Annotated in this window: 26 protein-coding genes; 16 read left to right on the top strand and 10 right to left on the bottom strand. The window is 60.4% G+C overall.

Annotated elements, in window-relative coordinates:
• The first annotated feature begins 25 nt into the window (after positions 1–25).
• Complete coding sequence (locus HFO71_RS10055; RefSeq protein WP_231285139.1) at positions 26–325, top strand: helix-turn-helix domain-containing protein; 300 nt, start codon at positions 26–28, stop codon at positions 323–325.
• Entirely contained in the window at positions 322–1,563 is a 1,242-nt protein-coding gene (locus HFO71_RS10050; protein ID WP_221987948.1) for a type II toxin-antitoxin system HipA family toxin, read from the top strand. The genes HFO71_RS10055 and HFO71_RS10050 overlap by 4 nt, the downstream gene beginning before the upstream one ends.
• Before the next feature lie 31 nt (positions 1,564–1,594).
• Here HFO71_RS10050 and HFO71_RS10045 read toward each other — a convergent pair whose 3' ends face one another.
• Complete coding sequence (locus HFO71_RS10045; RefSeq protein WP_020048818.1) at positions 1,595–2,242, bottom strand: hypothetical protein; 648 nt, start codon at positions 2,240–2,242, stop codon at positions 1,595–1,597.
• Positions 2,243–2,278: 36 nt separating this feature from the next.
• On the opposite strand from HFO71_RS10045, the gene HFO71_RS10040 reads away from it, so the two are divergent.
• From HFO71_RS10040 to HFO71_RS10020, 5 genes are read left to right on the top strand one after another with little or no spacing between them, the layout of a single operon-like run.
• The gene (locus HFO71_RS10040; protein WP_168257625.1) at positions 2,279–2,509 is read left to right on the top strand and encodes a hypothetical protein; all 231 of its coding nucleotides are present in this window, start codon (positions 2,279–2,281) and stop codon (positions 2,507–2,509) included.
• The gene (gene thrC / locus HFO71_RS10035) at positions 2,506–3,930 is read left to right on the top strand and encodes a threonine synthase (RefSeq protein ID WP_221987945.1); all 1,425 of its coding nucleotides are present in this window, start codon (positions 2,506–2,508) and stop codon (positions 3,928–3,930) included. The genes HFO71_RS10040 and thrC overlap by 4 nt, the downstream gene beginning before the upstream one ends.
• Positions 3,931–3,933: 3 nt before the next feature.
• A complete protein-coding gene (locus tag HFO71_RS10030) occupies positions 3,934–5,232 on the top strand; it encodes a M16 family metallopeptidase (protein WP_131661484.1) in 1,299 nt (432 codons plus the stop codon).
• A gap of 29 nt (positions 5,233–5,261) precedes the next feature.
• Positions 5,262–5,873: a GNAT family N-acetyltransferase gene (locus HFO71_RS10025; RefSeq protein ID WP_168257627.1), complete on the top strand. Its 612-nt coding sequence runs from the start codon at positions 5,262–5,264 to the stop codon at positions 5,871–5,873.
• Positions 5,873–8,785, top strand: a complete 2,913-nt coding sequence (locus HFO71_RS10020) for a sensor domain-containing phosphodiesterase (RefSeq protein WP_132613229.1) — start codon at positions 5,873–5,875, stop codon at positions 8,783–8,785. The genes HFO71_RS10025 and HFO71_RS10020 overlap by 1 nt, the downstream gene beginning before the upstream one ends.
• 171 nt (positions 8,786–8,956) lie before the next feature.
• Here HFO71_RS10020 and HFO71_RS10015 read toward each other — a convergent pair whose 3' ends face one another.
• Entirely contained in the window at positions 8,957–9,688 is a 732-nt protein-coding gene (locus HFO71_RS10015) for an SDR family NAD(P)-dependent oxidoreductase (RefSeq protein ID WP_132613231.1), read from the bottom strand.
• An 81-nt stretch (positions 9,689–9,769) separates the two neighbouring features.
• Between HFO71_RS10015 and HFO71_RS10010 the strand changes: the two genes are divergently transcribed.
• The 3 genes from HFO71_RS10010 (at position 9,770) to HFO71_RS10000 (ending at position 12,830) form a co-directional block, all read left to right on the top strand.
• Positions 9,770–10,162 carry a winged helix-turn-helix transcriptional regulator gene (locus tag HFO71_RS10010; protein WP_221987943.1) on the top strand — a complete coding sequence of 131 codons (393 nt, stop codon included), beginning with the start codon at positions 9,770–9,772 and terminating at the stop codon, positions 10,160–10,162.
• 418 nt (positions 10,163–10,580) lie between these two features.
• Complete coding sequence (locus HFO71_RS10005; protein WP_132613233.1) at positions 10,581–11,561, top strand: AraC family transcriptional regulator; 981 nt, start codon at positions 10,581–10,583, stop codon at positions 11,559–11,561.
• A gap of 60 nt (positions 11,562–11,621) precedes the next feature.
• Positions 11,622–12,830, top strand: a complete 1,209-nt coding sequence (locus tag HFO71_RS10000) for an MFS transporter (RefSeq protein WP_221987942.1) — start codon at positions 11,622–11,624, stop codon at positions 12,828–12,830.
• 376 nt (positions 12,831–13,206) lie between these two features.
• Here the strand turns inward: HFO71_RS10000 and HFO71_RS09995 are convergent, their stop codons facing one another.
• Positions 13,207–13,833 carry a class I SAM-dependent methyltransferase gene (locus HFO71_RS09995; RefSeq protein ID WP_221987940.1) on the bottom strand — a complete coding sequence of 209 codons (627 nt, stop codon included), beginning with the start codon at positions 13,831–13,833 and terminating at the stop codon, positions 13,207–13,209.
• A gap of 400 nt (positions 13,834–14,233) precedes the next feature.
• Between HFO71_RS09995 and HFO71_RS09990 the strand changes: the two genes are divergently transcribed.
• The 3 genes from HFO71_RS09990 (at position 14,234) to HFO71_RS09980 (ending at position 17,052) form a co-directional block, all read left to right on the top strand.
• The gene (locus tag HFO71_RS09990; protein ID WP_221987938.1) at positions 14,234–14,746 is read left to right on the top strand and encodes a hypothetical protein; all 513 of its coding nucleotides are present in this window, start codon (positions 14,234–14,236) and stop codon (positions 14,744–14,746) included.
• Between the two features lie 393 nt (positions 14,747–15,139).
• Positions 15,140–16,318 (top strand): Shedu immune nuclease family protein, encoded by a 1,179-nt coding sequence (locus HFO71_RS09985; protein WP_051449386.1) that lies wholly within the window; start codon positions 15,140–15,142, stop codon positions 16,316–16,318.
• 383 nt (positions 16,319–16,701) lie between these two features.
• Positions 16,702–17,052 carry a DUF2200 domain-containing protein gene (locus tag HFO71_RS09980; RefSeq protein ID WP_221987936.1) on the top strand — a complete coding sequence of 117 codons (351 nt, stop codon included), beginning with the start codon at positions 16,702–16,704 and terminating at the stop codon, positions 17,050–17,052.
• An 86-nt stretch (positions 17,053–17,138) separates the two neighbouring features.
• Here HFO71_RS09980 and HFO71_RS09975 read toward each other — a convergent pair whose 3' ends face one another.
• Positions 17,139–17,837, bottom strand: a complete 699-nt coding sequence (locus HFO71_RS09975; RefSeq protein WP_221987934.1) for a TetR/AcrR family transcriptional regulator — start codon at positions 17,835–17,837, stop codon at positions 17,139–17,141.
• Positions 17,838–18,027: 190 nt separating this feature from the next.
• Between HFO71_RS09975 and HFO71_RS09970 the strand changes: the two genes are divergently transcribed.
• The 3 genes from HFO71_RS09970 (at position 18,028) to HFO71_RS09960 (ending at position 19,502) form a co-directional block, all read left to right on the top strand.
• A complete protein-coding gene (locus HFO71_RS09970; protein ID WP_221987932.1) occupies positions 18,028–18,516 on the top strand; it encodes a RidA family protein in 489 nt (162 codons plus the stop codon).
• 143 nt (positions 18,517–18,659) lie between these two features.
• Positions 18,660–19,085 (top strand): hypothetical protein, encoded by a 426-nt coding sequence (locus tag HFO71_RS09965; protein WP_168345806.1) that lies wholly within the window; start codon positions 18,660–18,662, stop codon positions 19,083–19,085.
• A gap of 108 nt (positions 19,086–19,193) precedes the next feature.
• Positions 19,194–19,502: a Dabb family protein gene (locus HFO71_RS09960; protein ID WP_168268883.1), complete on the top strand. Its 309-nt coding sequence runs from the start codon at positions 19,194–19,196 to the stop codon at positions 19,500–19,502.
• Positions 19,503–19,535: 33 nt separating this feature from the next.
• On the opposite strand, the gene HFO71_RS09955 is transcribed toward HFO71_RS09960, so the two are convergent.
• The 6 genes from HFO71_RS09955 to HFO71_RS09935 all read right to left on the bottom strand — a co-directional run bounded on the left by HFO71_RS09955 (position 19,536) and on the right by HFO71_RS09935 (position 24,012).
• A complete protein-coding gene (locus HFO71_RS09955) occupies positions 19,536–20,435 on the bottom strand; it encodes a metal ABC transporter solute-binding protein, Zn/Mn family (protein ID WP_221987931.1) in 900 nt (299 codons plus the stop codon).
• Between the two features lie 16 nt (positions 20,436–20,451).
• Positions 20,452–21,324, bottom strand: coding sequence for a metal ABC transporter permease (locus HFO71_RS09950; RefSeq protein ID WP_221987929.1), 873 nt, complete (start codon positions 21,322–21,324; stop codon positions 20,452–20,454).
• The gene (locus HFO71_RS09945) at positions 21,321–22,070 is read right to left on the bottom strand and encodes a metal ABC transporter ATP-binding protein (protein WP_221987928.1); all 750 of its coding nucleotides are present in this window, start codon (positions 22,068–22,070) and stop codon (positions 21,321–21,323) included. Before HFO71_RS09945 ends, HFO71_RS09950 begins: the two co-directional genes overlap by 4 nt.
• Positions 22,067–22,195 (bottom strand): hypothetical protein, encoded by a 129-nt coding sequence (locus HFO71_RS36180; RefSeq protein ID WP_017959275.1) that lies wholly within the window; start codon positions 22,193–22,195, stop codon positions 22,067–22,069. The genes HFO71_RS09945 and HFO71_RS36180 overlap by 4 nt, the downstream gene beginning before the upstream one ends.
• Before the next feature lie 361 nt (positions 22,196–22,556).
• Entirely contained in the window at positions 22,557–23,042 is a 486-nt protein-coding gene (locus HFO71_RS09940; protein ID WP_003546004.1) for a peroxiredoxin, read from the bottom strand.
• 130 nt (positions 23,043–23,172) lie between these two features.
• The gene (locus HFO71_RS09935; RefSeq protein WP_221987927.1) at positions 23,173–24,012 is read right to left on the bottom strand and encodes a protein-disulfide reductase DsbD domain-containing protein; all 840 of its coding nucleotides are present in this window, start codon (positions 24,010–24,012) and stop codon (positions 23,173–23,175) included.
• Positions 24,013–24,121 lie beyond the last annotated feature (109 nt).

Here is a 24,121-nt window from a genome sequence, read left to right as displayed (position 1 = left end):
TTCGATATCTGATATAAGCGCTATTATGTTCACATTTAATATGACCTCTCCCGCTGAGGTGATCGGCGGCCTGTCGGAACGGATGAAGCGTCGGCGTATTGATGTCGGCCTCACGCAGAGGGAGCTAGCCATAAGGGCCGGCGTTTCCTACGGATCGCTAAGACTGTTCGAGGAGACGGGAAAGATTTCGCTCGAAGCTCTTGTGAAGATTGCCTTTGTTCTGGAAGCCGAAGCTGAGTTCGAGCACTTGTTTCCGCCTCGCCCGCCCAAGACAATTGACGATGTCATTGGCCGTCCTGTCAGGCAGAGGGTGCGCAAGAGATGACATTCAAGCCGATCCGAAAAATGAGTGTCGTTCTCGATCTCGTGGGGAGCGAGGGAAATTTGGGAACGCTTGCCTGGAGCAGCGACGAACGCCGGGCCTATTTTGAATATTCGGCGGAATTCCTCGCTGCGCCTTTGCCGGTGTCCCCCTTCAATTTAAAAGAAAATCCGGGCCTGATCGCGGCGCCGCGCGATCCGTTCGACGGACTCCACGGTTTGTTTAACGACAGTCTACCCGACGGATGGGGCCGCGTCCTGCTCGATCGCCGTCTTCAAAAGGCTGGTATCGACTATCACCTGCTCACCCCGCTGGATCGCCTTTCCGCGGTTGGAAAGACGGGAATGGGTGCGCTTTCATATATCCCCGAGCTAGCCGACGACGAAAGGAAACCGGCCGACGATATCGATTGGGATTGGTTCGTCGAGCAGGTCGACCTCGTCCACGCCGAGATGGACATTGCCGACATCGACACTCTGCAAGGCGCGCAGGGCGGCTCTGCGGGGGCACGTCCAAAAATCATGATAGGATTTAACAAGGCCCAAAATAAATTCGCTCTGGACTACGGCCAGGACATGGAGCCCGGTTTTGATCGATGGATGGTAAAGGCGCGCGGTGTTGGCGACCCCGTCGATATCGGGGTCGAGGAGCAGGCCTATGCTTTGATGGCACGCGCCGCAGGGCTGGAGATGGCAGAGACGCGGATATTCGACACCAGGAAAGGGAGCCGTCTTTTCGCCACCAAGCGATTTGATCGGACACCGGCCGGCCGGCTGCACATGCACACTGCCAGCGGCATCTTGAACGCCAGCCATCGACAGGCGTCGCTGAATTACGGACAGCTCCATAAGCTGACACTCATGATGACACGTGACAGTTCCGAAGTTCTACGGATGTTTCGGCGCATGGTGTTCAACGTGTACGCCAGGAATCGAGACGACCACGCCAAGAACCACGCCTTCCTCATGAACGCTGACGGGCGATGGACCCTCTCTCCTGCTTATGACCTGACCTTCTCTTCGGGACCAGGAGGAGAACACAGCGTGGATATCGCAGGCGAAGGAAGAAACCCTGATATAAAGCACCTGCTGACAGTCTCCAGGCAAGCATCTATCTCTGATCAAGACGCGAGAGATGTCATCGATCAGGTTCGCACCGCTATCGAAGGCTGGCAACAATTCGCAGAAAAAGCTGGCCTATCCAAATACCGTACAACCGAGCTTGACCGAATTCTGAACTAGAAGGCCTGCTTCGTACGTTTCCTGGAATAACTCAGCTGCTCTTCTTGGTCTTCGCGGGCTGGGTATCAAAGCCGATATTGACGCGCACCAGGGAGCCGGAGCCAACCGGCATCGTGATGCCGTCCTTGCGGAAGATGACCTGGGTGCCCGGCGCACCCGGCGGGATCTCGGTCGGGAATTTGGTGACTTCGGAATAGAGCACGGTCTCGCCGTCGACGACGGAGATGCGGATCGGCAGCGTCACCGGACCGGGCGTGCCGGCCGGGCCGGTGATCAGGCGCAGCTGGGCAACGATGGTCATAGTCAGGTTCGTGTCGTTCAGCGTGCACTGGCGGGTGTAATCGCCGACGGAGGCCTGGAAGACGATCTGCTGCGGATCGTCCTTCTTGCCCTTGGCATAGGTGCGGAAGATCGCATCCTGGTCACGCATGAAGATCTGCGGGCAGGCGCCCTGGACGACGGGAGCGACCGTGCCCTGCGCCGTCGTGGCGGTGCCGATCGAAGGATTGTTCGAGGACGGGTTGGCCGGCGCCAGCGGCATGATCTGGGCGGTGCCGTTCGGCTGGGTCGCCGGCGCAGCCGGCTTGCTGTCGCCACCTATGCCGAGCGAGTTGCAACCAGCGAGCAGGGCAAGAAAAGATGCGGAGACGATGAGACGCGAGACCTTGCCGAGCACCATATTCCATCCCTTGTATAAGCGCTTCTTGGAGGCCCCATGTCTTTTCCGTGGGGCCTTTCACGACGGTTTGCGATGGTCTATATCAGCGGCGCAAACAAAAATCGATTGGGTAAGCGCCGTTTTGATGCACTTTTCGACGCCGGATGCGGGCAAGTTCAACAAGATAACGGCAATGGTAAGGCCCGAAGGCACCACCTTGCCGATTTGCGGCAGACCGCACCAGGGCCGCGCCCGGCCGGATTCTCTCCAGCAATAGATCAAGGATGATGAACGTGGACTATATCTCGACCCGCGGCGAGGCACCTTCCCTCGGCTTTTGCGACGCCCTTTTGACCGGGCTGGCGCGCGACGGCGGGCTCTATGTTCCGCGCAAATGGCCGAGCTTCTCCAAAAAGGAAATCCGTGCGCTGCGCGGCAAAACCTATCAGGAAATCGCCTTCACCATCCTGTCGCCCTTCACCAATGGCGAGATCCCCGACGACGCGTTCCGGGCGATGATCGACGAGGCCTATGGCACCTTCCGCCACCCGGCAATTGCGCCGCTCGTCCAGACAGGACCGAACAGCTTCGTCATGGAACTCTTCCACGGCACGACGCTCGCCTTCAAGGACGTGGCGATGCAACTGCTCGCCCGGCTGATGGACTATGCGCTGGAAAAACGCGGCGAGCGGGCGACGATCGTCGGCGCCACCTCGGGCGACACCGGCGGGGCTGCGATCGACGCCTTCGCCGGCCGTGAGCGCACCGACATCTTCATCCTCTTCCCGCATGGCAAGGTTTCGCCGGTGCAGCAGCGGCAGATGACGACCTCGTCGTCGCCGAACGTGCATGCGCTTGCCGTCGAGGGCAATTTCGACGATTGCCAGAACCTGGTAAAGGCGATGTTCAACGACGCGGCCTTCCGCGACAAGGTCGGCCTATCCGGCGTCAACTCGATCAACTGGGCGCGCATCATGGCCCAGATCGTCTATTATTTCACGGCGGCGGTGGCGCTTGGCGGACCGGACCGGAAGATCTCGTTCACGGTGCCCACAGGCAATTTCGGCGATATATTCGCCGGCTACTGCGCCAAGCGCATGGGCCTGCCGATCGACCGGCTGGTGATCGCCACCAACGAAAACGACATCCTGGCGCGGGCGCTGAAAACCGGCCGCTATGACATGAAGGCGGTCAAGGCGACGAACTCGCCGTCGATGGACATCCAGATCTCGTCTAACTTCGAACGGCTGCTGTTCGAAGCCTATGACCGCGACGCATCGAAGGTGCGCGCGGCGATGGAAAGCCTCAAGCAATCCAACGGCTTCGAGATCGGCACGCCAGCGCTGAAGGCGATCCGCCGCGACTTCCGCTCCGGGCGCGCCAGCGAGAAACAAGTCGCCGAGACGATCCGTAAGACCCATGCCGAAACCGGTTATCTGCTGGATCCGCATTCGGCGATCGGCGTCTTCGTCGCTGCCAAGAAAGAAAAGCCGAATACGCCGATGGTGACGCTTTCGACCGCGCATCCGGCGAAATTCCCCGCCGCCGTAAAATCCGCCTGCGGTATTGACCCGGCGCTTCCGACGTGGCTTGCTGATCTGATGCAAAGGGAGGAGCGTTTCCAGATCATCAAACCGGAGCTGAAAGCCGTTGAAAACTTTATCGGCAAGCACGCCCGCGGCGAGACGACAGCAGGCGCAGAAAGATAGCCAATGACAGTTGAGTGCACCCGGCTGAAATCCGGGCTGACAGTAGTCACAGAGACCATGCCGCATCTTGAAAGTGTTGCGCTCGGAGTCTGGATCAAATCGGGATCGCGTAACGAGACGGACAACGAGCACGGCATCGCTCACCTGCTCGAACACATGGCCTTCAAGGGCACGGCGCGCCGCACGGCCCGCCAGATTGCCGAAGAAATCGAGGATGTCGGCGGTGAAGTCAATGCCGCCACATCGACCGAGACGACCTCCTATTACGCCCGCGTGCTCAAGGACTACGTGCCGCTCGCCGTCGATATCCTCGCCGACATCCTGACGGAATCGGCCTTCGAGGAAGAGGAGCTGGAGCGCGAAAAGCAGGTGATCCTGCAGGAGATCAACGCCGCCAACGACACGCCCGACGACGTGGTGTTCGACCGGTTCTCCGAGGTCGCCTATCGCGACCAGACGCTCGGCCGGGCGATCCTCGGCACGCCGGAGACCGTCGTCTCCTTCACGCCGCAGCAGATCCGCGGCTATCTCAGCCGCAACTACACGACCGACCGCATGTTCGTGGTCGCCACCGGCGCCGTCCAGCATGACGAATTCCTGCGCATGGTGGAAGATCGTTTCGCCAGTCTGCCGACCGCACCTTCCGCCCCGCCCGTCATGGACGCGGCGCGTTATATCGGCGGCAGCGTGCGTGAACCGCGCGACCTGATGGATGCGCAGATCCTGCTCGGCTTCGAGGGCAAGCCCTACCACGCCCGTGATTTCTACTGCTCGCAGATCCTCGCCAATATCCTCGGCGGCGGCATGTCGTCCAGGCTGTTCCAGGAGGTGCGCGAATTTCGCGGCCTCTGTTATTCGGTCTATGCCTTCCACTGGGGCTTTTCCGACACCGGCATCTTCGGCATTCATGCCGCAACCGGTGGCGAAAACCTGCCGGAGCTGGTGCCCGTCATCATCGACGAGCTGCACAAATCGGCCGATGCGATCCACCAGAACGAGATCGAGCGCGCCCGCGCCCAGATCCGCGCCCAGCTGTTGATGGGTGCGGAAAGCCCGGCTGCCCGCGCCGGCCAGATCGCCAGGCAGATGATGCTTTACGGCCGACCGATCTCCAATCCGGAGATGATGGAACGGCTGGAAGGCATCACCATCGAGCGGCTGACCGACCTCGCCGGCCGCCTGTTCTATGACACGGTGCCGACGCTGTCGGCGATCGGTCCACTGGAACAGCTCGCGCCGATGGAAGACATCACTGCCTCGCTTTCGGTGCCGGCGTCGAAGACGCTGCAGGCAAGCCGCTGAGCCGACGTCCGTCCTGCCGGGAGTGATCGATGCCAAAATCGGTTTTTCGGTTCCTGCAGCGGCAGCCGGAAGCGGTGCAGCTGGAGAACGACAGATATCTCCTGCGCCTGCCGCGCTACCAGGATTTCAACCAGTGGCACCGGCTGCGCGCCGACAGCCGCAAGTTCCTGGAACCCTGGGAGCCGACCTGGCGGCGCGACGAGCTGACGGAGGGCGCCTACCGCGCCCGCGTCGTCCGCGGCAAGCAGGAATATGCCTCGGGCCAGGCGGTGCCGCTGTTCATTTTCCTGAAAGACGACATGACGCTCATCGGCGGCGTCACCATCGGCTACATCAGACGGGGTGCGGCGCAAAGCTGCATGATCGGCTACTGGATGGGCGAACGCCATGCCGGCCAGGGGCATATGTTCGCCGCCCTCCAATTGGTTATTCCTTACATCTTCACCGGGCTTGAGTTGCACCGTATCGAAGCAGCCTGTATTCCAGATAACGCGCGCAGCATCCGTCTGCTTGAAAAAGCCGGGTTTCAACAGGAAGGCTATCTGCGCGGGTATTTGAAGATCAACGGTCAGTGGCATGACCATGTGATGTTTTCACGTCTCGCCACCGATACGGATAAAGGCAGGAAAACCGACAGCTGATGACAAGAGACCGCATGCTGCCCAAGTCACCGTCCGGACGAGTGATCGCGGTGATCGCAGCCCTTTTCCTGGCGGCCTTCGCCTTCGTGGCGGGTGTTGCCCAGGCGGCCGAACCGGTAAAGATTTCCCGTGACGATACCGCGCTCGACCTGACGGCAACGACCGAGATCTACGCCAACCAGGGCGAGGCCTTCCAGGTTTCGACGGCGGCCGGCGCCGACGGCATCCGCCGCCGCATCGAGGTCAGGGCAAGCTCGGAGAACCATCAGGGCGACTGGGCGGTGTTTGCGCTCGCCAACGTTTCGGAGGAACAGCTCGAGCGCGTCATCGTCGCGCCGCATTTCCGTCTGGTCAATTCCAAGCTGTTCTGGCCAGATCTCGGCTCGCAACGCATCAGCGCCATTACGCCGAGCGAAGGCTTCGCGCTCGATCGGCAGCCGAGCGACGAAGCCGACGTCTTCCGCATCACGCTGAACCCCGGCGCCGTCATCACCTTCGTTGCCGAATTGTCGACGCCGGAACTGCCGCAGATCTATCTCTGGGAACCGAACGCCTACAAGGACACGATCAACGCCTTCACACTCTATCGCGGCATCGTGCTCGGCATTGCCGGCCTGCTCGCCGTGTTCCTGACCATCCTCTTCGTCGTCAAGGGCACTTCGATGCTGCCGGCGACGGCAGCACTCGCCTGGGCGGTGCTCGGCTATATCTGCGTCGATTTCGGTTTTCTCGGCAAGCTGATCAGCGTCGCCTCGGCCGACCAGCGAATATGGCGCGCCTGCGCCGAGGTGGCGCTGGCCTCGAGTTTCGTCATCTTCCTCTTCACCTATCTCAACCTCAACCGCTGGCATGCGCATCTCGGCTACGCCACGCTTGCCTGGGTGCTCGGCCTTGCCCTGCTCTTCGGCGTGGCGATCTACGACCCGTCGATCGCCGCCGGCATCGCCAGGCTTTCCTTCGCGTTGACGGCCGCGACGGGGCTGCTCTTGATCATCTATCTCGGCTTCAACCGCTACGACCGCGCCATTCTGCTGGTGCCTGCCTGGGCGCTGACGCTCGTCTGGCTGTTCGGGGCGTGGCTGACCGTTACTGGCCGGCTCGACAACGACATCATTCAGCCGGCTCTCGGCGGCGGCCTGGTGCTCATCGTGCTGTTGATCGGCTTCACCGTCATGCAGCATGCTTTTGCCGGCGGCGCCTATCAGCAAGGGCTGTTTTCCGATCTCGAGCGGCAATCGCTGGCGCTGACCGGCTCCGGCGACATGGTCTGGGATTGGGATGTGGCGCGCGATCGCGTCGTCACCATTCCCGACGTCTCGATCAAGCTCGGCCTGTCGCCCGGCACCATGCATGGCGCGGCGCGCAACTGGCTGCCGCGGCTGCATCCAGACGACCGCGACCGCTTCCGCGCCACGCTCGACGTGCTGCTCGAACACCGGCGCGGGCGGCTGAACCACGAGTTCCGCATCCGCGCCGAGGATGGCCATTTCCACTGGCTGCTGATCCGGGCCCGGCCGGTGCTCGGCTCGAACGGCGAGATCATCCGCTGCGTCGGCACGATCGTCGACGTGACCGAACAGAAGAATTCCGTCGAGCGGCTGCTGCACGATGCGCTGCACGACAATCTGACCGGCCTGCCGAACCGGCAGGTCTTCCTCGACCGGCTGCAGTCGGTGCTGGCGCTGGCGCCGGGCGGCGATACGCTGCGCCCGACGGTGATGGTGATCGATATCGACCGCTACAAGCTGGTCAATGATTCGCTCGGCGTCGCTGCCGGCGACAACATCCTGATCGCACTGACGCGGCGGCTGCGCCGGCTGTTGAAACCGCAGGACACACTGGCGCGGCTTGCCGGCGACCAGTTCGGCCTCATCCTGGTTTCCGAGCACAATCCGGCCAAGGTCGCCGATTTCGCCGATGCGATCAGCAAGGCGATCATGGTGCCGATCAACTTCGCCAATCGCGAGATCATCCTGACCGCCTCGGTCGGGCTTGCCTCCTGGGTCGACCGGCAGGAGAGCGCCACCGGCCTGCTCAGCGATGCGGAACTTGCGATGTACCGGGCAAAACGGGCCGGCGGCAACCGTGTCGAGCCGTTCCAGCCGGCCTTCCGCGACTTCGGCACCGACCGGCTGCAGCTGGAAACGGATCTGCGCCGCGCCATCGAGCGCAAGGAATTGGCGATGGTCTACCAGCCGATCGCAAGGCTGGAGGATGTCGAGGTCGCCGGTTTCGAGGCGCTGATGCGCTGGGAACATCCCAAACGCGGCAATATCCCGCCGTCCGAATTCATCCCGATCGCCGAGGCCTCCGATCTTATCGGCCCGCTCGGCATGTTCGCACTGGAACAGGCGACCAACGATCTGATGAGCTGGCAGCACCAGACCGGCGAATTGCCGATCTTCGTCTCGATCAATCTGTCGAGCGTGCAGCTGCTCAACAACGAGCTCTATGACGACGTGCGTTCGGTTCTCGCCAAGACGCATTGCCATCCCTCGCGCCTCAAGCTCGAACTGACGGAATCCATGGTGATGGAAAATCCGGAACAGGCTCGCCTCGTGCTGCAGAAGCTGAAGGAAGCCGGGATCGGGCTGGCGCTCGACGATTTCGGCACCGGATATTCGTCGCTCGCCTATCTCACCCGCTTCCCCTTCGACATGATCAAGCTCGACAAGGCCCTGGTGCGCGACAGCAGCGACAAGAAGGCAACCGTGCTCAGATCGGTGATCGCAATGGCGCGCGAACTCGACATGAAGGTGGTGGCAGAGGGGATCGAGTCCAACGAGGATGCCATCGAACTCGCCAAGATGGGCTGCAACTACGGCCAGAGCTACCTTTTCGGCCCGCCGATCCCTTCGGAATCGGTGCTGCGGCTGCTTCGCGACCGCTTTCCGTTGACGAAACGGGCGTGAGCGGAGCGGGCAGTCTCGTCGGTTTCCGGTAGCAACCAAAGGCCGCCTTCGGCCCGACGCGGACACCTGCTCGTTGTTGAATGATGCGGCTGATTTGCGGCCTTGGTCTGTCGTCAAGCGCGTTTGCTGTACCCGACCTGCTCAGATCGGGTACACCGTTTCGACGGAACCTTAGACCTGCCGCAAGCCGCCGTCGACGCACAGTTCGGCACCGGCGATGTAGCTCGCGTCATCGCTCAACAAGAACAAGGCGGCCGCAGCCACCTCTGAAGGCCTCGCCATTCGTCCCATCGGGATCGGAGCGACAAGTGCCGCGCGAGTGTCTTCCGGAACCGCAGCCATCATTTCCGTATCGGTTGGACCGGGCGCAACAACGTTGACGCGTACACCTTTGGGCGCGAGTTCTGCCGTCCAGGTTCGGGCATAGGAACGGACGGCCGCTTTGGTGGCGGCATAGGTTCCGTAAGAAGAGTAGCCCGCGCTATCGGCGATGGATCCGACGAGGACGACCGCCCCACCTCCTGTCATCGCCGGGAGAGCCGCCTGCAGGCCGAAAACCATCCCGCGGACGTTGACGCCGAAGTGGCGGTCGAAGTGGTCTGGCGTTATTTCGGCGATCTGCGCTGGCTCGGAGAGGCCTGCATTCAATACGAGCGCGTCAATACGCCCGCATGCTTTTCGCACTTTTTCGACAGCCTCCACCATATCTTCGGGGACACTGGCATCGGCGGCAATGCCGACCGCGTCATTGCCGATACCCTTGGCCGCCTTCGCGGCATCTTCACTTCTACGACTGGTGATGAAGACCTTCGCCCCTTCGGCAGAAAGCCGCTCTGCAATTGCCAAGCCGATGCCCTTGGCGCCGCCGACGACCAGGGCAATCTTGTTACTCATTCGAGCCATCGTAAATCCTTTCAATTGATGGTCTCGCTATGATATACATTGTATATCTGGTATCAATTACGCACCTGAAGTAGCCTAGATATGGACGAGTATACTGATCTGGAGGCACTTTCTCATCGCGCGTTTGGCGACATGGCGCAGGTTCGCCCGGTGCTCGACAAGATCGCTGACAAATGGACGATCCTGATACTGACAGTGATCTGTCACAAACCCTCGCGCTTCAACGAAATCAAGCGGCGTCTCGATGGGATCACGCACAAGGCTCTGGCCGACGCTTTGAAGAGGCTTGAGCGGAACGGCCTTGTGACGAGAACCGTGCTCCCAACGCAGCCGATTGGCGTGGAATATGCAATTACTCCACTAGGCCATTCACTGCGGGAGCCGTTTGAAGCACTGTGTTCATGGGCAGCGGCCAACGGCGACAAGGTAGAGGCGGCCACGCTACGCTATGACAACACCGAAAATCGTCGCTGACGCAAAACCGTCTATTCTGCGACGTTTGCAAAATCCGGGAAAACAAGTGTCGCTTTAGTCGTGAGTTGCTTCCGCAGGATTTCGAGCCGCAGTGCCGATCACGTTTCTCGATGAAGGACTTGAAGTTGCGTCTGATTGGGATCGGCGAAAATCCCATGGTCGGCCGCTACCGAGATTTGGGGAGAGATCGTCTTACTGGATGATTTTTACTGCCCCAAGCCGGTTTATGTCACTGCCCGTTGAAACCATGTCAGCGACGGACAGAGATTAGCTCGTGACGAAACCCGTGCTGCAATGCGGCTCGTCGACCTCAATTCGCACCAGCCAGCCCGAGGCTGCACCCACCAGACTTCGCCTTAGAGGAAGCCCCGGATCGGCAATACTTGCAGTCCGGACGCCTGGCATATAAATTGGCTCAATGCTTGATCGTTCATCCCAGTCTTCGACGCATATTCCCACGGACGCACTAAGCGAAGTTCTACAGGACTTTCGCCTGAGCGGCGTCAACTACGGCCGTTGTGAGCTGCGCGATCCGTGGAGCATCGCCTTTCCGCAGCAACAGCTGCTGCGATTTCATTTCGTCAGTGAGGGGCCATGCTGGATCTATACAGAAACCCAGGGATGGCAGGAACTGCAAGCTGGCGATCTTGTCTTGTTGCCACAAGGGGTCGAACACCGACTGGCCAGTAGGCCGGATGTTGTGGAGGACTCGCTAAAGAGCTGCCAGGTCATCAAGTTGGGGGGGAACGTCTGCGAAGTGGTGCAGGAAGGAACAGGCGCGACAAGCACCCTGTTCTGCGGTTCCATGGCCTTGGGTGCGAATGCGCTCAACCCGTTGATCGCTCTGATGCCGCCGATCATCAAGGGTTGTGATGTTGCTGGCAATGATCCAGTCGTCGGCCCGCTTCTCGCCGCGATGACGGTGGAGGCGTCTCAGCCCCAGATAGGCAGCGCCACGGTTTTGTCACGCATGGCGGACGTACTCGTCGCACGGCTCATTCGCTGCTGGGTCAATTGCAGCGGGGCCTCGACCAGCGGCTGGCTCGCTGCGATCCGCGATCCTCATATCGGCCGTGCGCTGGCGGCCATGCACCGAGATCCCGGCCATGACTGGACGCTGGAGACCCTTGCTGGCGTGGCAGGTCAATCGCGCTCGATCTTCGCGGAACGCTTCAGTGCCATCTTAGGAGAAGGCGCGGCGCGGTATCTCGCCCGTCTGCGCATGCAGCTTGCACGAGAGTTGCTTGGTCAAAACATGTCGGTTGCCGAGGTCGCTTCTCAACTGGGCTACGAGTCTGAAGCCTCTTTCGCTCGCGCCTTCAAGCGCATCACGAGCGTATCGCCTGGGGTTATGCGCCGCACCATTTCCGGACGAACGGACATGGAATTCGGACTTTAGGATACATATCATCCTGAAAGACTCCGCTATGAAGACCTCCAAATCTTGGAGGTATTTTAAATGACGGACACAACATCACAGCTCGACAGCAGCGCGATCGCCCTCGATACTACCGTTCCGAGTTCATGGAGCCGCACCACCTGGTTTGCCGTTATTTCGATGGCGGCCACAAGCTTCGCGCTTGTGTCAGCTGAATTCCTGCCGGCGGGCCTGTTGACGCCGATGGCGCGCGACCTTGGCGTCAGCGAGGGAACAGCTGGTCAGGTTGTCACTGCAACCGCGTCTGTCGGCGCGGTAACGGCCTTGTTGAGCAATGTTTTCATCGGCAAGCTGAACCGGAAGACTGTCCTGGTTGGCTTAAGTGCCTTGGCTGTCGGCTCCAATCTCCTGGCCGCCCTCGCGACGGATTTTTGGCTATTGTTGTTGGGGCGAGCCGGGCTGGGAATCGCGCTAAGTGGCTTCTGGGCACTTTCAGTTGCCGTTGTGGCGAGATTGGTTGGCGCCAATGCGACAGGGCGGGGTATGGCTATAGTCACCCTGGGCGTCTCTCTTGCCACCATAGCTGCACCATCCATGGGTGCTTTGGTTAGCGATTGGCTTGGGTGGCGTGCCGCCATGGCGATGACCGCAGGCCTCGCGGTAGTTGCGATGCTGCTTCAGATTCTCAGTTTGCCGACGTTACCCGCAACCACGAGCAACAGTCTTTCTGACGTCTTCGGGCTGACAAAACGGCGCACTGTTCAACTGGGAATGCTTGCCATCGTCTTGCTGATGACGGGACATTTTGCCGGCTCAGTCTACGTGCGACCCTTCCTCGAGCAGGTAACCCTCCTTGGCACCGGGCCGATTGCCTTGGCGCTGCTCGGATTTGGCATCGCCGCTGTGATCGGTAATATCGCCGGCGGACGAATGGCAGACGCCAATATCCGTACGGCACTCGCTGTGACCGGCGCACTGATGGCGTTTGCGGCGCTTGCTCTCGTACTGTGGGGTTCATATAGCGGCATCGCGTTTGCCCTGGTTACACTTTGGGGTCTCGCCTTCGGGATGGCTCCGGTAGTACTGCCAACCAACTTGTCCCGCGGCGCAACGGATGCCTTGGAGGCAGCTGGCAGCCTGATGGTCGTTTCCTTCCAGGTCGCCATCAGCATCGGTGCGGTGTTCGGCGGCTACGTGGTCGATCACTATGGTCCCGCAGCGCCATTGACACTTACAGCCATGTTGGCGTTATCGACTATCGTTCTGGCGTTGCTGCAGCCCCGGGGCTGAATCTTCGAGTTCCGGCCACGGTGCGCAGAAGAGGCGAGGTCCAAAGTGCCCGGAGTGCCGGAGCAACGCTAAGCCGAGACGCGACGGTGCTTTCTCGTTCCGGCGAGGAAGCACCGTCCGATCGCCGATGACCGCGACGACAACAATCCCTCTAATAGGCGTTTATGGAAGATCGGCGCTCACGACTAACATGGCCGGTGTGCGCCTCATGTCTGCCATGGGGCCCAATCGGAAATAGAAGGTTAGCTCGCTGAACGTCGGCTTCGCGCCTTCATGTCGGCCACCGAGGAATCTTCACCCGGAAGCCGACATTGCGGTGACCACCTAGAGTTCATGGTCGCGCCACAACTGGCCACTCCCGCAAGTTCCATGTGCGTCACGCCCGACTCGCCCGAACACTCAGCCAATGATCATGGGGCTTTCCAACGCACCGACGTACCTCGCTGACGATCCAGCCCGCGTCTCTGAGTGCGGACCGCAGGGCAGACTCGCGCCAGTATGTCTCGACGTAGCGCCGGGGCGCTGCAGCGCTGCCGTGTGTGGAAACATCCTCGCCTTCGCCCTCTCTTACCGAGGCGTGCAATCGGCCGCCGGTCCGGGTCGCCTCGGCAAGCCGTCCAAGCACCGTGCCGAAATCCTCGCGCGCGACATGAATCAGGCAGGCACAGGCCCAGATCCCGTCATACGGCGTGCCGGGACGCTGCGGGTCGGCCAAGTCATCGGTCAGCGGGTCCAACAGGTCGGCCTCGAAGCCACTTTCGCGAAGCAGTTCGACGAAACCTTTTGCAATGTCGGTGCGCCGGACGCTGATTCCGCGCTTCTCAAGCTCAAGTGCATCTCGCCCGCCACCGCTTCCGATCTCCAGCACCCTGCCCGAGCCCCCCAGCTCGGTGACGAACGCATCGATCTCTGTGGCGACCCATTCGGGCATCGCCGCGGCCTCGGCAGCGTACTCCGCCGCGACCCTATCATAAGACCGCACGGTATCCGGGTCGGTGCTCATCCTAGCGCTCCTCCTTCAAGACAAGAGGCCTGATGAGCGAGACGCCCATCAGCCCGTTGCGCCCCTCACACTTCGGCAATTGGTGATCGCGGGCGATTTGCTTTCGAACTTTGGCAGAAATGCGGCCAGAGAAACCACCGACCGAGCCAATGCTGCCGGGCGGCAATGCGGCCTCATTTCGGTCGTTCATCCACCTTCGAGGAGTTCATCAAAAAGGACAGTCCGCTCAGTAGCCGGACGCCTGAATTGGGTGAGGGAGAAAACAAGCCCCGGCGGTGAACTCAACTCCACCTTGTTGTAGTTAGGTTGTAGCTCCGCGCCACCTGGCTTAAGCGATGGCGTTCTTGTAATGTCTCAGCCCAAGTTCCAAACCAGTCTACATCGATCAAATGGACCTCTAATGAGTGCGCGCCTATCGACGGCAATTAGAATCGGGGAAGCCGCAAAGGCGATTTTTCGAAAAACCCAGAGCTTTCCAGGCCCAGAATTCGGAAAGGATGCAGCCCTCCGCGAAAGCGAACACGTCGGTGTTGAACCGATGCTTTTGGCGCTTTCCATGGAGTTGGCACTGAAAGCGTGGTTCGTTTTCGACTACGACGATCCAAAAGTCGTCAAATCGCACAACCTAACGAAACTGTTTGATAGCCTAAAGCCCGAAAGCCAAGAGAAACTCGATGCGGAGTTCAAAAGGTCAGTGGTCCCGCATCATCCCAACGGTTTCCACATCGACTACAGCATTCGTCACATTCTGTATCAGCATCAAGATGCCTTCACCGACTGGCGCTACCTTCACGAGGCAAATAAATCGATGATGTTCGACCAGGGTGCTTTTGAGGCAACACTCGAAATGGTGCTCCGTGAGTTCGAGAAGAGATATCGCATTGAACGGGTGACGCCGATTGGGCCATCCTGAACGCAGCCCGGATCGGGGGAGCCCCCGAAGCGGCGTTGAATATTTCATTTCGAGCCGCAGCTTCGGTACAGAAGCTTTCCTTGTCGGAGCGGAAGGCAAATGACCCGATAAGGTCGGCAGCGGCCGGGCGGCAACGCGCCCTCAATTCGGTCTTTCCGATAGGTTTGCGTCCGCCCGAAAGCGGACATCAGATCAAAAGCGTCTTGGCGGAAAATTTTGGCGTGGAGAGCGGATGACCTGCCTCTTCTTCATCCTTCAAATACTTTACCGAAGTGCTCCATAAACGCTGGCGGTTTGTGAGGTGAGGGCGCACCTGTGGATTATGCCGTACATCAAGACTCTGGAAAATAGTCGGGGTACATTAGGCGCCTGCATTTGCGTGTTGGGAAGCCAATGTCGGACAGCGATGAGATTTACTTCTGGGGCCGATTACCCCAGATCACCTATTACTCCAAGCGCCTCACCCAAATAGGTGAGAAGAACATACCTCCAAAGAGGTTCATGTATCGGGTGGTCGAGGGCAAAGGGGGAATTATAGCAGTGAAGGGAGGTAAAGAGGTCGTCCTGCGGAAGAGCAATGCCGGGCGCTACCAGTTCAAGGCGACACTGCACGAGGACAGCGGCAAGATTAGCACCCTCACCTTCCAGAAATGGAACAGCAAGAATATGCCCTACGCTGTCGACACCTTCCCGCTGTACGGGAAGGAGATAGATGAGCTACTGACGTTTATAAAGGCCTGCGAGACCATGATTTTCGTGGACGAGAACGGTGGCAAACTGCCCGACCGCGCCCAGGTCCAGTCCTCGTTCGACCGACGCCAGATTGCCAAAGCCCTGGTGGAAGACCCGAACCTCCTAAATGCGGTGCTTGAGACCGACGTGGAGGCCCAGGAAATCTATAACCTCGCCCGTCGCAAGAAAGAGTTGGCCTACTTCAAGCGGATGCTTGAGGACGATGCATTCCGCGAGCGCGAGAAGGTGGCGGCCAAGGGACGTCTGGAGGACGCGTGGCAGGCCTTCTTTGAGCGGAACACATGGATATTTGGCTATGGCCTCTCATACATGCCGATGAGCAAGCTAGACGGCCAGATGCTGAAATCCAAGGTCGCGGGATATAACATCACCGGCCGCGGCAAGGAGGTGGATGGGCTCATGAAGACCGTCGCCGCCATCAATTCGCTCTGCTTCGTGGAAATCAAGACCTCCGACACCGATCTAGTCAGGAGCTATCGGCCAGGCGTTTTTGCGCCGAGCTTGGAGCTTGCCGGTGCAGTGTCCCAAATACAGGTTACGGTCCAACGAGCGCTGGAAGACCTAACCGAGGTTTTTCGGCCTACCCATTCCGAGACGGGTGACTTAACGGGAGAGACTCTGTTTCAGTTTCAGCCCCGCTCATTTCTGGTCATTGGCAACCTTGGGGAACTCGATAGTCCGAACGGCGCCAATAAGGACAAGTTTAGGTCGTTCGAGTTGTTCCGTCGCTCGCTCCGATGGCCTGAGGTCATGACGTTCGATGAGCTATATGCCCGAGCCAAGTTTATAGTAGATGATGCTGAGACCGTGATGGAATAACTCTATCGGTGCTCCGTCGGCCATTCACCGAAGCTATCCTTCAACCCAAAGGGCGCCAGCATCAGCGAGCTGAGTAGACCACAGATATCAGATACGAGCTCAGCATCTGCCATTACGCCCTAAAGTAGAAATGGCCGCTTTGCTTGGCCAAGACCTCAAAGCTTCCGGTCCGCAGCCGGCCCCGTAGCGGTCATCTACCCAAACCGAGCCGATGTCCGTTGTTGGTGCAATCCGGTCGAAGATGCGCGGCGCTGTAGAGATGCCGCCTTTGCACTGATCTACTTCGCGACCGCGTATCCTTACCCATTATCGGGCACTTGTTGAGGACTTGAAGTCAGCTATCTCAAGCCGGAAAATATCTGGAACGTTGAGGAGCAGCAGGCATGACGAAGCATCGCATCTATTCCATCAGCGTCGCGAGCGTCTATCCCCACTATGTCGCCAAGGCAGAGAAGAAGGGGCGGACGAAGACAGAGGTCGATGAAATCATCTGTTGGCTGACGGGGTATAGCCAGCAGAGCCTGGACGATCAGTTGGCTGAGAAGACCAGCTTCGAGGATTTCTTTGCGCAAGCGCCGCAGATGAATCCCTCCCGATCGTTGATTACAGGGGTGATTTGCGGTGTCCGCGTGGAAGACATCCAGGAAACGACGATGCGGGAAATCCGCTATCTGGACAAATTGATCGACGAACTCGCCAAGGGGAAAGCGATGGAGAAAATCCTGCGGACATAGCCGGGAAACCGTGTCGCGACAGTACCCGCTCACCCGCGGCACGCGCGCAAAATCCGGCACAGTCTCGTCGAGGAAATGACCAATGTTCACTGGCGCGGAGCGAGGCCATCGAGCAGGAAGTCGAGACCCTTCCTGAAGGCGCCGTCCCAATCATTGTCCAGCAGCAGACGAGAGCGTTCGATCGTCGGGTAGTGCTCGCTCAGACCTGTCAGGCGCTGCTGCGCAGCCGCCCTGTCGTCATCGGAGAGGTCGAAGTTCGCCCGGGTGATGGTCGCGCCGATCACATAGTTCCAGAGCGACCATATCGCGACGTTCAAATCCGCATCAATGACACCGGCTCCGGACAAGGTCTTGCTCAGCCGTTCCAGGCGAATGAGGATGTTCGGGCCGAGCGCACGGCGCGGCAGCAGCGAGGCCGACCAGGGATGGCGCAGCATGCTGGCGCGCCAGTCTTCGAGCATATGAACGATGTCCCCGCGCCAGTCTCGAGACTCGACGATGTCAGACGGTCCGCGATATTCGAGCACCGAATCCAGCGCCAGATCGAAGACCTTTTCCTTGTTGTCGACGTGCCAATAGAGGCTCATCGCGCCAGAGCCTAGGCGATCGGCCAGCCGGCGCATCTTCAATCCGTCCACACCCTCAGCGTCCAGAAGTTCCACCGCGGTCGCCACGATCCGTTCCAGCGAGAGAGGCGGCTCACTGCGCGGCTCCTGCCCGGACTGAGGTGACGCACCTCTCCGCCTAGACCCTTTGCTCTCAGCACCGCTGCGTTTGGCTGCCATTCGTCTTCCTTACCGATCAGACGTCGATCTAAGCCGACAATGCTGGGAATGTCGATGCTGACCGATTGACTCGTACGCTGTACGATGCAATTTAATCGTACGCCGTACGAGTCAATCATGTGGCGATAAGATTCCATCCTGCAGGCCGCGAGGATCCGTCGCTCGCAGCCCTGGAAAACCAGGAGAAGTCATGTCACGCGCAATCAAGCATCTCATTATCGGAGGACTCATCATCATGACCATCAGCGTTCCAACTGCGGCAACAGCCAATGAGGACGATCTCAAGCTGACCATCGTCAATCCGGAAAACCTCTACGATCCCTCACCGAATGGCTACAGCACGGCGGTGATCGTGCCGCGCCAAGGCCGGCTGGCCTACATCTCCGGACAGGGCGGCCAGGACAGCACGGGCGCCTTGTCACCCGACTTCGCCGTCCAGGTGAAGCAGGCCTATGCGAATTTGCGCACCGCCCTCGATGCGCTCGGCGCAAAACCGGATCAGGTCGCCAAGCTGACGGTCTTCGTGGTCGATCACGACGTGTCCAAGCTCGAGGTGCTGACTGGGAATGTCAAGGACATGTTCGGCGAAGCATTGCCGGCCCAGACGCTGATTCCCGTTCCCAAGCTTGCCATCGACCCCATGCTCTTCGAGGTCGAAGCCGTGGTCGTCCTGGAATAGCGGCGGCGGCGGATCGAGACAATTTCGGATTTTCCCGGTGGTTCGCCAACATCTGCTTGGCGCGCCACCCTTCCCTTTTGTGAGTAGCCATTGACCAACGGCCTGCGATGTGCGTCTCTCATTGCTTGCACAAGGAAAATCCCATGCTCAAGTTTCTGTTCGCCCTCTCGATGGGTGTTTTTTGCGTCTCGCCGCTTCAGGCCGGCGACGTCACTCCCGTTACCAAGAGCTGCCAGCCGGGGGCAAAACAGGCGCAATGCGAGCGATGGGTCACGGATATCAAGAAAGCCGTAGCGCTGGCCTATAAAGGCGACAACGGGGCGCAGAGGACCATTGCCTTCTGCCTGTCCACCGGTTGCCATGGTGCCGTCGCCATCGACAAGGTCGCCTCCTGCAGCTGGCATCTCGTCATCGCCAATTCCGGTTCCACGACAGTGCTCGACAGTTCAAACACCAGGAACACCTGTCGGCCGATGACGGCGGCTGAGAAAGATCAAGCTCGCGCGCTGGCGAGCGATCTCGTCCAGAAGATCTACAAGCGGCCCCTGGTCAAGACCGACCAGATGTAATCTGCCCGGCTCACGGCTGCGGCACAACGTCCGCGTGAAAAATAAATCTCGTTGCTCTCCCGGCTTTCGCCGCTATTCTCCACGCAAAGAAAATCGGGAGGACCTCTGATGATCCTGCACTGCGTATTCCTGCGGCTGAAGACCGCGGTGACGGCCGAAGACAAGCAGTCGCTGTTTGCGGCGATCGTCGCCCTGAAACAAGTCATTCCCGGCATATTGGATATCAAATACGGGCCAAATGTTTCGCCCGAAGGGCTGCATGGCGGCTTCGTCGACGGTTTTGCCGTGACCTTCGAAAGCGCCGAGGCCCGGGATGCCTATCTCATCCATCCCGAGCATGTGACGGTCGGCGAGCGCATCGTCTCGTCGACGGATGGAGGCCTTGCCGGCATCCTGGTCTTCGACCTTAATTTGTGAGGGCCGCAGGACAGGCCTGCAGCCCTCGATTGATCAGCTCGATTTCGCCATGGCGGCGGCGAGCTGGTCGACATTATACTTGAACATCTTCTCGTAGGTCGGCGCCGGTCCCTTGGCGTCGGACAGGGATTCGACATAGAGCTCGCCGCCGGGCTCGGCACCGGTTGCCTTGGCGACCTGTTTGACCAGGCGCGGATCGTTGGAATTCTCGAAGAAATAAGCCTTCACATGCTCGCTCTTGATCTGCTCGATCAGCTTGGCGACGTCGGCGGCCGATGCCTCGCTTTCGGTGGACAGGCCGAGCGGGGCGAGGAAGCTGACATTATATTCGCGGCCGAAATAACCGAAGGCATCATGGCTGGTCAGCACCTTGCGGCGATCGTCGGCCACCTTGTCGAATTTCGCATGGGCATAGGCGTTCAACTCGTCCAGCGTCTGCGTGTACTTCGCGGCATTGGCCTTGAAGGCGGCGGCGTCCGTGGGATCGGCCGATGACAGCGCCTTTTCGATATTGGCGACCCAGATCTTGACGTTGACGGGGCTGTTCCAGACATGCGGATCGGTGATTTTTTCGCCGTCCTCTTCCATGGTGCGGGTGTTGATGCCTTCGGAAACCGTGACCGGCTTGCCCTTATAGCCCGAGGCGGTAATCAGCCGGTCCATCCAGCCTTCCAGCCCCTCGCCGCTGACGAAGGTAACCTGCGCTGCCTTCAAATTCTTCGCGTCGGCCGGCGACGGCTCGAATTCATGGGGGTCGCCGTTCGGCCCGACCAGGCTCGTCACCTTGACGTGCTCGCCGCCGACCTGTTTGACGACATCGGCAAGCACGGTGAAGGACGCCACAACCTTCAGCGTTTCGGCGGAGGCGGGCGCGGCCGACAGCGCCATCAAAGCGGGGATTGCTGCGGAGAGAAGCAGTCTGTGCGGTGTCATCGAAGTCTCCTTGGGATCAGCCCTTCAAATGCGGGCGGGGGAAGAAGCGCCGGGCTAAGCCGGAGGGCGCGAAAAGAATAGACAGGCCGTAGAGCAGTGCCGCCGTCATGATGATCGTCGGACCGGAGGCGAGTTCGAGATGGTAGGAGGCGATCAGGCCGAGATAGCCGGATGTGGCGGCACTGACCGCTGCTATCGCCATCATGACAGGCAGACTGCGCGACCAGAGTTGGGCGACGGCTGCCGGCAGCATCATCAGGCCGACTGCCATCAGCGTGCCGAGCGCCTGAAAGCTGGCGACGAGGTTCAGCACCACGAGCAGCAGGAAGAGCACGTGATAGACCGGCCCGCGCCCGCCGACGGCGCGCAGGAACCCCGGATCGAAACATTCGGCCACCAGCGGCCGGTAGATGAAGGCGAGGATGACGAGCGTCAGCGAGGTGATCGCGCCGATCAGATAAAGGGCCGGCGCATCGATCGCCAGGATGGTGCCGAAGAGCACATGCAACAGATCGATATTCGAACCGCGCAGTGAGACGATCAGCACGCCGAGCGCCAGCGAGGCGAGATAGAAGCTGGCAAAGCTCGCATCCTCCTGCAGCACGGTCATCCGGCTGACGGCGCCGGAAAGCAGCGCCACCGACAGGCCGGCAATGAGGCCGCCGAGGCCCATCGCCGTCAGCGACAGCGAGCCGGCGACGAGGTAACCGATCGCCGCCCCCGGCAGCACGGCATGGCTCATAGCGTCGCCCATCAGGCTCATGCGCCGCAGCATCAGGAAGACGCCGATCGGGCCGGAGCCGAGCCCGAGGCACAGGCAGGCGACGAGCGCGCGGCGCATGAAACCGTAATCGGCAAAGGGCGCGAGGAAGAGATCGTAAGCCGTCATGCCGCCGGCGCCTCTTCGGGTGCGCAGGCATTCGCATCCTCATCCCAGCGCTCGGCCATGGCGCGGGCCTTCAGGAGATTGACGGAGGACATGACGTCTGCGGTCGCACCCCAGCCGACCAGCTCGCGGGCGAGCAGCAGGGTTTGCGGGAAATGGGCGCGAACCAGCTCGAAATCGTGCAGCACGGCGATCACCGTGCGGCCCTCGCCATGCCAGCGGGTAACGATATCGACGAGGTCCCTGGTCGTGCGGGCATCGATCGCCGTAAACGGCTCGTCGAGCAGGATGATGCCGGCATCCTGTAGCAGCAGGCGGGCAAAGAGCACACGCTGGAACTGTCCGGCCGAGAGCGACCCGACATGGCGGCGGCCGAAGCCTTCGAGACCGACGGCAGAGAGCGCCTCGCCTGCCCTTTTCACCTCACTGGGGGCGATGTAGCCGAAGGCGCCCGTTTTCTTCCAGGCGCCGAGCATGACGGTGTCGATCACCGAGATCGGAAAGCGGCGGTCGATCTCGGCCGCCTGCGGGAGGTAACCGAATTCCGCCCGCCCCAGCCGGTGCTCGACCCTGCCTTCGGCGGGACGAAGCTCGCCCATGATCGCCTTCAGCAGCGTCGACTTGCCTGCCCCGTTCGGCCCGGCAATCGCCGTCAGGCTTCCTGCGGCGAAGGCGCCGGAGACATGATGGACGGCGGGGTGCCTGTTATAGGCGACGGTCAGATTCTCCAGACGGATCAGCGGCGTCATGGCAAGACAACCGCCCAGTGGATCGCCAGCCACAGCAGCGCAATGACCAGCGCCATGCCGATCACTCTGGATAAAGCCGACTGCCCGAGCAGGCTGACGGAGGGGCGGTCGGGGCTCGGGGGCATGGTGCATCCTACAATGTAATAACATTACGGTTATGTTATAACGATTGCGGCGAGATTGAGGCGGGGCTGGCAGGTACCTCACACAATTGAAAGGGCGACCGAATGGCCGCCCCTCATCTGGCAGGATGTCTCTTATAATGTTTGGGATGTGATCGTTCGAGCCCTCGGCGGCCCCTCATCCGCCTGCCGGCACCGACCGGGGTCGAGCCACGGGTCTCGCCCCGTCCTTCGGACCCCCGCTCGCGGGGCGAAGGGAGATAGCCGCAACCTCTCCGGTCCCACCAACCTCTCGCAGGGCACGTCCCCTCGCCCCGCTTTTACGGGGAGAGGGTTAGGGTGAGGGGCAGACTTTCTCTAACGCTCAAAGCTGTTCCAGCATCGCGGCGGCACCCGAAACGGTGGCCTGGCCGGGGCTTTCCTCGACGTTGAGGGCTTTGACCACGCCGTCTTCCACCAGCATCGAATAGCGCTTGGAGCGGAGGCCGAGGCCGCCGGCGGAGAGGTCGGCGTCGAGGCCGACGGCCTTGGTGAAGCCGGCATCCCAATCGGCGAGGAAGTGGATCTTGCCCATGCCGCCTGATGATTGCGCCCAGGCGCCCATCACGTGCCAGTCGTTGACGGCAACGACGGCGATGTCGTCGACGCCCTTGCCAAGGATGGTATCGCGGTTTTCGAGATAACCCGGCAGGTGGTTCAGCGAGCAGGTGGGCGTAAACGCGCCCGGCACGGCGAAGAGCACGACGCGCTTGCCGGCGAAGAGCTGATCGGTGGTGATTTCGACGGGGCCGTCAGTCGTCTTTTCCTTGAAGGTGGCGGCAGGAAGCTTGTCGCCGATCGCGATGGTCATGGTCTTCTCCTTGGTTCTGTCCTTAGCGGTTTCCGGCTCCGGGGGGTTCCGGGCTTTGGGTTCTGGCTTTGGAAATTCCGGCTTGGCGGCGGCGGGCGCCGCAGGGATCGGAGGCGACTATAGGAGCCCATCATTGAAAGGCAAGTGTGGTCTCCATCGCCCTTTCGCCGTCAATGACGAGCACGCTCCATTGCTTGGCGGATATGTCATAATCCTTCGGCAGCTTGCCGATTGATATATCGACCTTGAAGGTCCTGCCGTCGCGTTTGCCGCCGATCTGCTTGGTGAAGGCATAACCGCTCGGACCGGTGACGATGATATCGGGCGCGGTCTTCCCCTCACCCGGCAAGACGAGATCAAGCGACAGCGTCTTCCTGTCGGGCGACATCGCATGCGCCGTCACGTCGAAATCCGGCGATGGCGGCTTCGGCAATCTCGCATTGGCGGCCTGAAGGATCGCCTCCTCCTGCGGGTGCGACTGGATGGCGGGGCCAAGCTTCAGCTGCAAATTCGCCTGGAAGGGAATGCAAATATCCTTGCAGATGCCGATGAAGGCGGCGGCGTCGATCGTCACCGGGCCTTTGCCGGCCGCCGTCAACGACAGCGGCAGCGTCACCGGCGCGTCATAGGCGATATCCTCGATCGCGCCCTTGAAAAAATGCTTCGGGACGGGATAGGCGACGGCATCGAGCGTGACGCCGCTTTCCGCCGCGATGGTGATTTGGGGCGGAATGCCGCTGTTGCCGGGCTCTTTCCAATAGGTGATCCAGCCGGGCTTCGGCTCGATCTGAAGGGCGGCGCGGATTTTGCCGGCGGCATCGGGTGCGAGCGCCACGAGGCGCATGCGGCCGCCCTCGTTTTCCGCCCAGGCGCTCATTTCCGCATGGGCGGAATAAAACGGCACAAGGGCTGTGACCAGCGATACAACCGCGATTAAAAGCCTGCGCGGGCCTGAGGAAATAATCATCATGGAACAAAGGTTTACCGAAACTGGTGTTTGGCCGCCAGAAGTCGCTGCGATTTAAATCTTCATTTTCAGTTGATTGATGTGTGACATTGGCCCATGTTTCTTTTGTCGA

This window comes from Rhizobium laguerreae, assembly GCF_019778565.1.
GTDB lineage: Bacteria > Pseudomonadota > Alphaproteobacteria > Rhizobiales > Rhizobiaceae > Rhizobium > Rhizobium laguerreae.
Note: the sequence above shows the minus strand (reverse complement) of the source record. Positions and strands in the feature narration are given on the sequence as shown.

Excerpts from the sequence above, each read along its gene's own strand:
- HFO71_RS10055 (WP_231285139.1), top strand. The coding sequence starts at position 26 with ATGTTCACATTTAATATGACCTCTCCCGCTGAGGTGATCGGCGGCCTG.
- HFO71_RS10050 (WP_221987948.1), top strand. The coding sequence starts at position 322 with ATGACATTCAAGCCGATCCGAAAAATGAGTGTCGTTCTCGATCTCGTG.
- HFO71_RS10045 (WP_020048818.1), bottom strand. The coding sequence starts at position 2,242 with ATGGTGCTCGGCAAGGTCTCGCGTCTCATCGTCTCCGCATCTTTTCTT.
- HFO71_RS10040 (WP_168257625.1), top strand. The coding sequence starts at position 2,279 with ATGTCTTTTCCGTGGGGCCTTTCACGACGGTTTGCGATGGTCTATATC.
- thrC (WP_221987945.1), top strand. The coding sequence starts at position 2,506 with ATGATGAACGTGGACTATATCTCGACCCGCGGCGAGGCACCTTCCCTC.
- HFO71_RS10030 (WP_131661484.1), top strand. The coding sequence starts at position 3,934 with ATGACAGTTGAGTGCACCCGGCTGAAATCCGGGCTGACAGTAGTCACA.
- HFO71_RS10025 (WP_168257627.1), top strand. The coding sequence starts at position 5,262 with ATGCCAAAATCGGTTTTTCGGTTCCTGCAGCGGCAGCCGGAAGCGGTG.
- HFO71_RS10020 (WP_132613229.1), top strand. The coding sequence starts at position 5,873 with ATGACAAGAGACCGCATGCTGCCCAAGTCACCGTCCGGACGAGTGATC.
- HFO71_RS10015 (WP_132613231.1), bottom strand. The coding sequence starts at position 9,688 with ATGGCTCGAATGAGTAACAAGATTGCCCTGGTCGTCGGCGGCGCCAAG.
- HFO71_RS10010 (WP_221987943.1), top strand. The coding sequence starts at position 9,770 with ATGGACGAGTATACTGATCTGGAGGCACTTTCTCATCGCGCGTTTGGC.
- HFO71_RS10005 (WP_132613233.1), top strand. The coding sequence starts at position 10,581 with ATGCTTGATCGTTCATCCCAGTCTTCGACGCATATTCCCACGGACGCA.
- HFO71_RS10000 (WP_221987942.1), top strand. The coding sequence starts at position 11,622 with ATGACGGACACAACATCACAGCTCGACAGCAGCGCGATCGCCCTCGAT.
- HFO71_RS09995 (WP_221987940.1), bottom strand. The coding sequence starts at position 13,833 with ATGAGCACCGACCCGGATACCGTGCGGTCTTATGATAGGGTCGCGGCG.
- HFO71_RS09990 (WP_221987938.1), top strand. The coding sequence starts at position 14,234 with ATGAGTGCGCGCCTATCGACGGCAATTAGAATCGGGGAAGCCGCAAAG.
- HFO71_RS09985 (WP_051449386.1), top strand. The coding sequence starts at position 15,140 with ATGTCGGACAGCGATGAGATTTACTTCTGGGGCCGATTACCCCAGATC.
- HFO71_RS09980 (WP_221987936.1), top strand. The coding sequence starts at position 16,702 with ATGACGAAGCATCGCATCTATTCCATCAGCGTCGCGAGCGTCTATCCC.
- HFO71_RS09975 (WP_221987934.1), bottom strand. The coding sequence starts at position 17,837 with ATGGCAGCCAAACGCAGCGGTGCTGAGAGCAAAGGGTCTAGGCGGAGA.
- HFO71_RS09970 (WP_221987932.1), top strand. The coding sequence starts at position 18,028 with ATGTCACGCGCAATCAAGCATCTCATTATCGGAGGACTCATCATCATG.
- HFO71_RS09965 (WP_168345806.1), top strand. The coding sequence starts at position 18,660 with ATGCTCAAGTTTCTGTTCGCCCTCTCGATGGGTGTTTTTTGCGTCTCG.
- HFO71_RS09960 (WP_168268883.1), top strand. The coding sequence starts at position 19,194 with ATGATCCTGCACTGCGTATTCCTGCGGCTGAAGACCGCGGTGACGGCC.
- HFO71_RS09955 (WP_221987931.1), bottom strand. The coding sequence starts at position 20,435 with ATGACACCGCACAGACTGCTTCTCTCCGCAGCAATCCCCGCTTTGATG.
- HFO71_RS09950 (WP_221987929.1), bottom strand. The coding sequence starts at position 21,324 with ATGACGGCTTACGATCTCTTCCTCGCGCCCTTTGCCGATTACGGTTTC.
- HFO71_RS09945 (WP_221987928.1), bottom strand. The coding sequence starts at position 22,070 with ATGACGCCGCTGATCCGTCTGGAGAATCTGACCGTCGCCTATAACAGG.
- HFO71_RS36180 (WP_017959275.1), bottom strand. The coding sequence starts at position 22,195 with ATGCCCCCGAGCCCCGACCGCCCCTCCGTCAGCCTGCTCGGGCAGTCG.
- HFO71_RS09940 (WP_003546004.1), bottom strand. The coding sequence starts at position 23,042 with ATGACCATCGCGATCGGCGACAAGCTTCCTGCCGCCACCTTCAAGGAA.
- HFO71_RS09935 (WP_221987927.1), bottom strand. The coding sequence starts at position 24,012 with ATGATGATTATTTCCTCAGGCCCGCGCAGGCTTTTAATCGCGGTTGTA.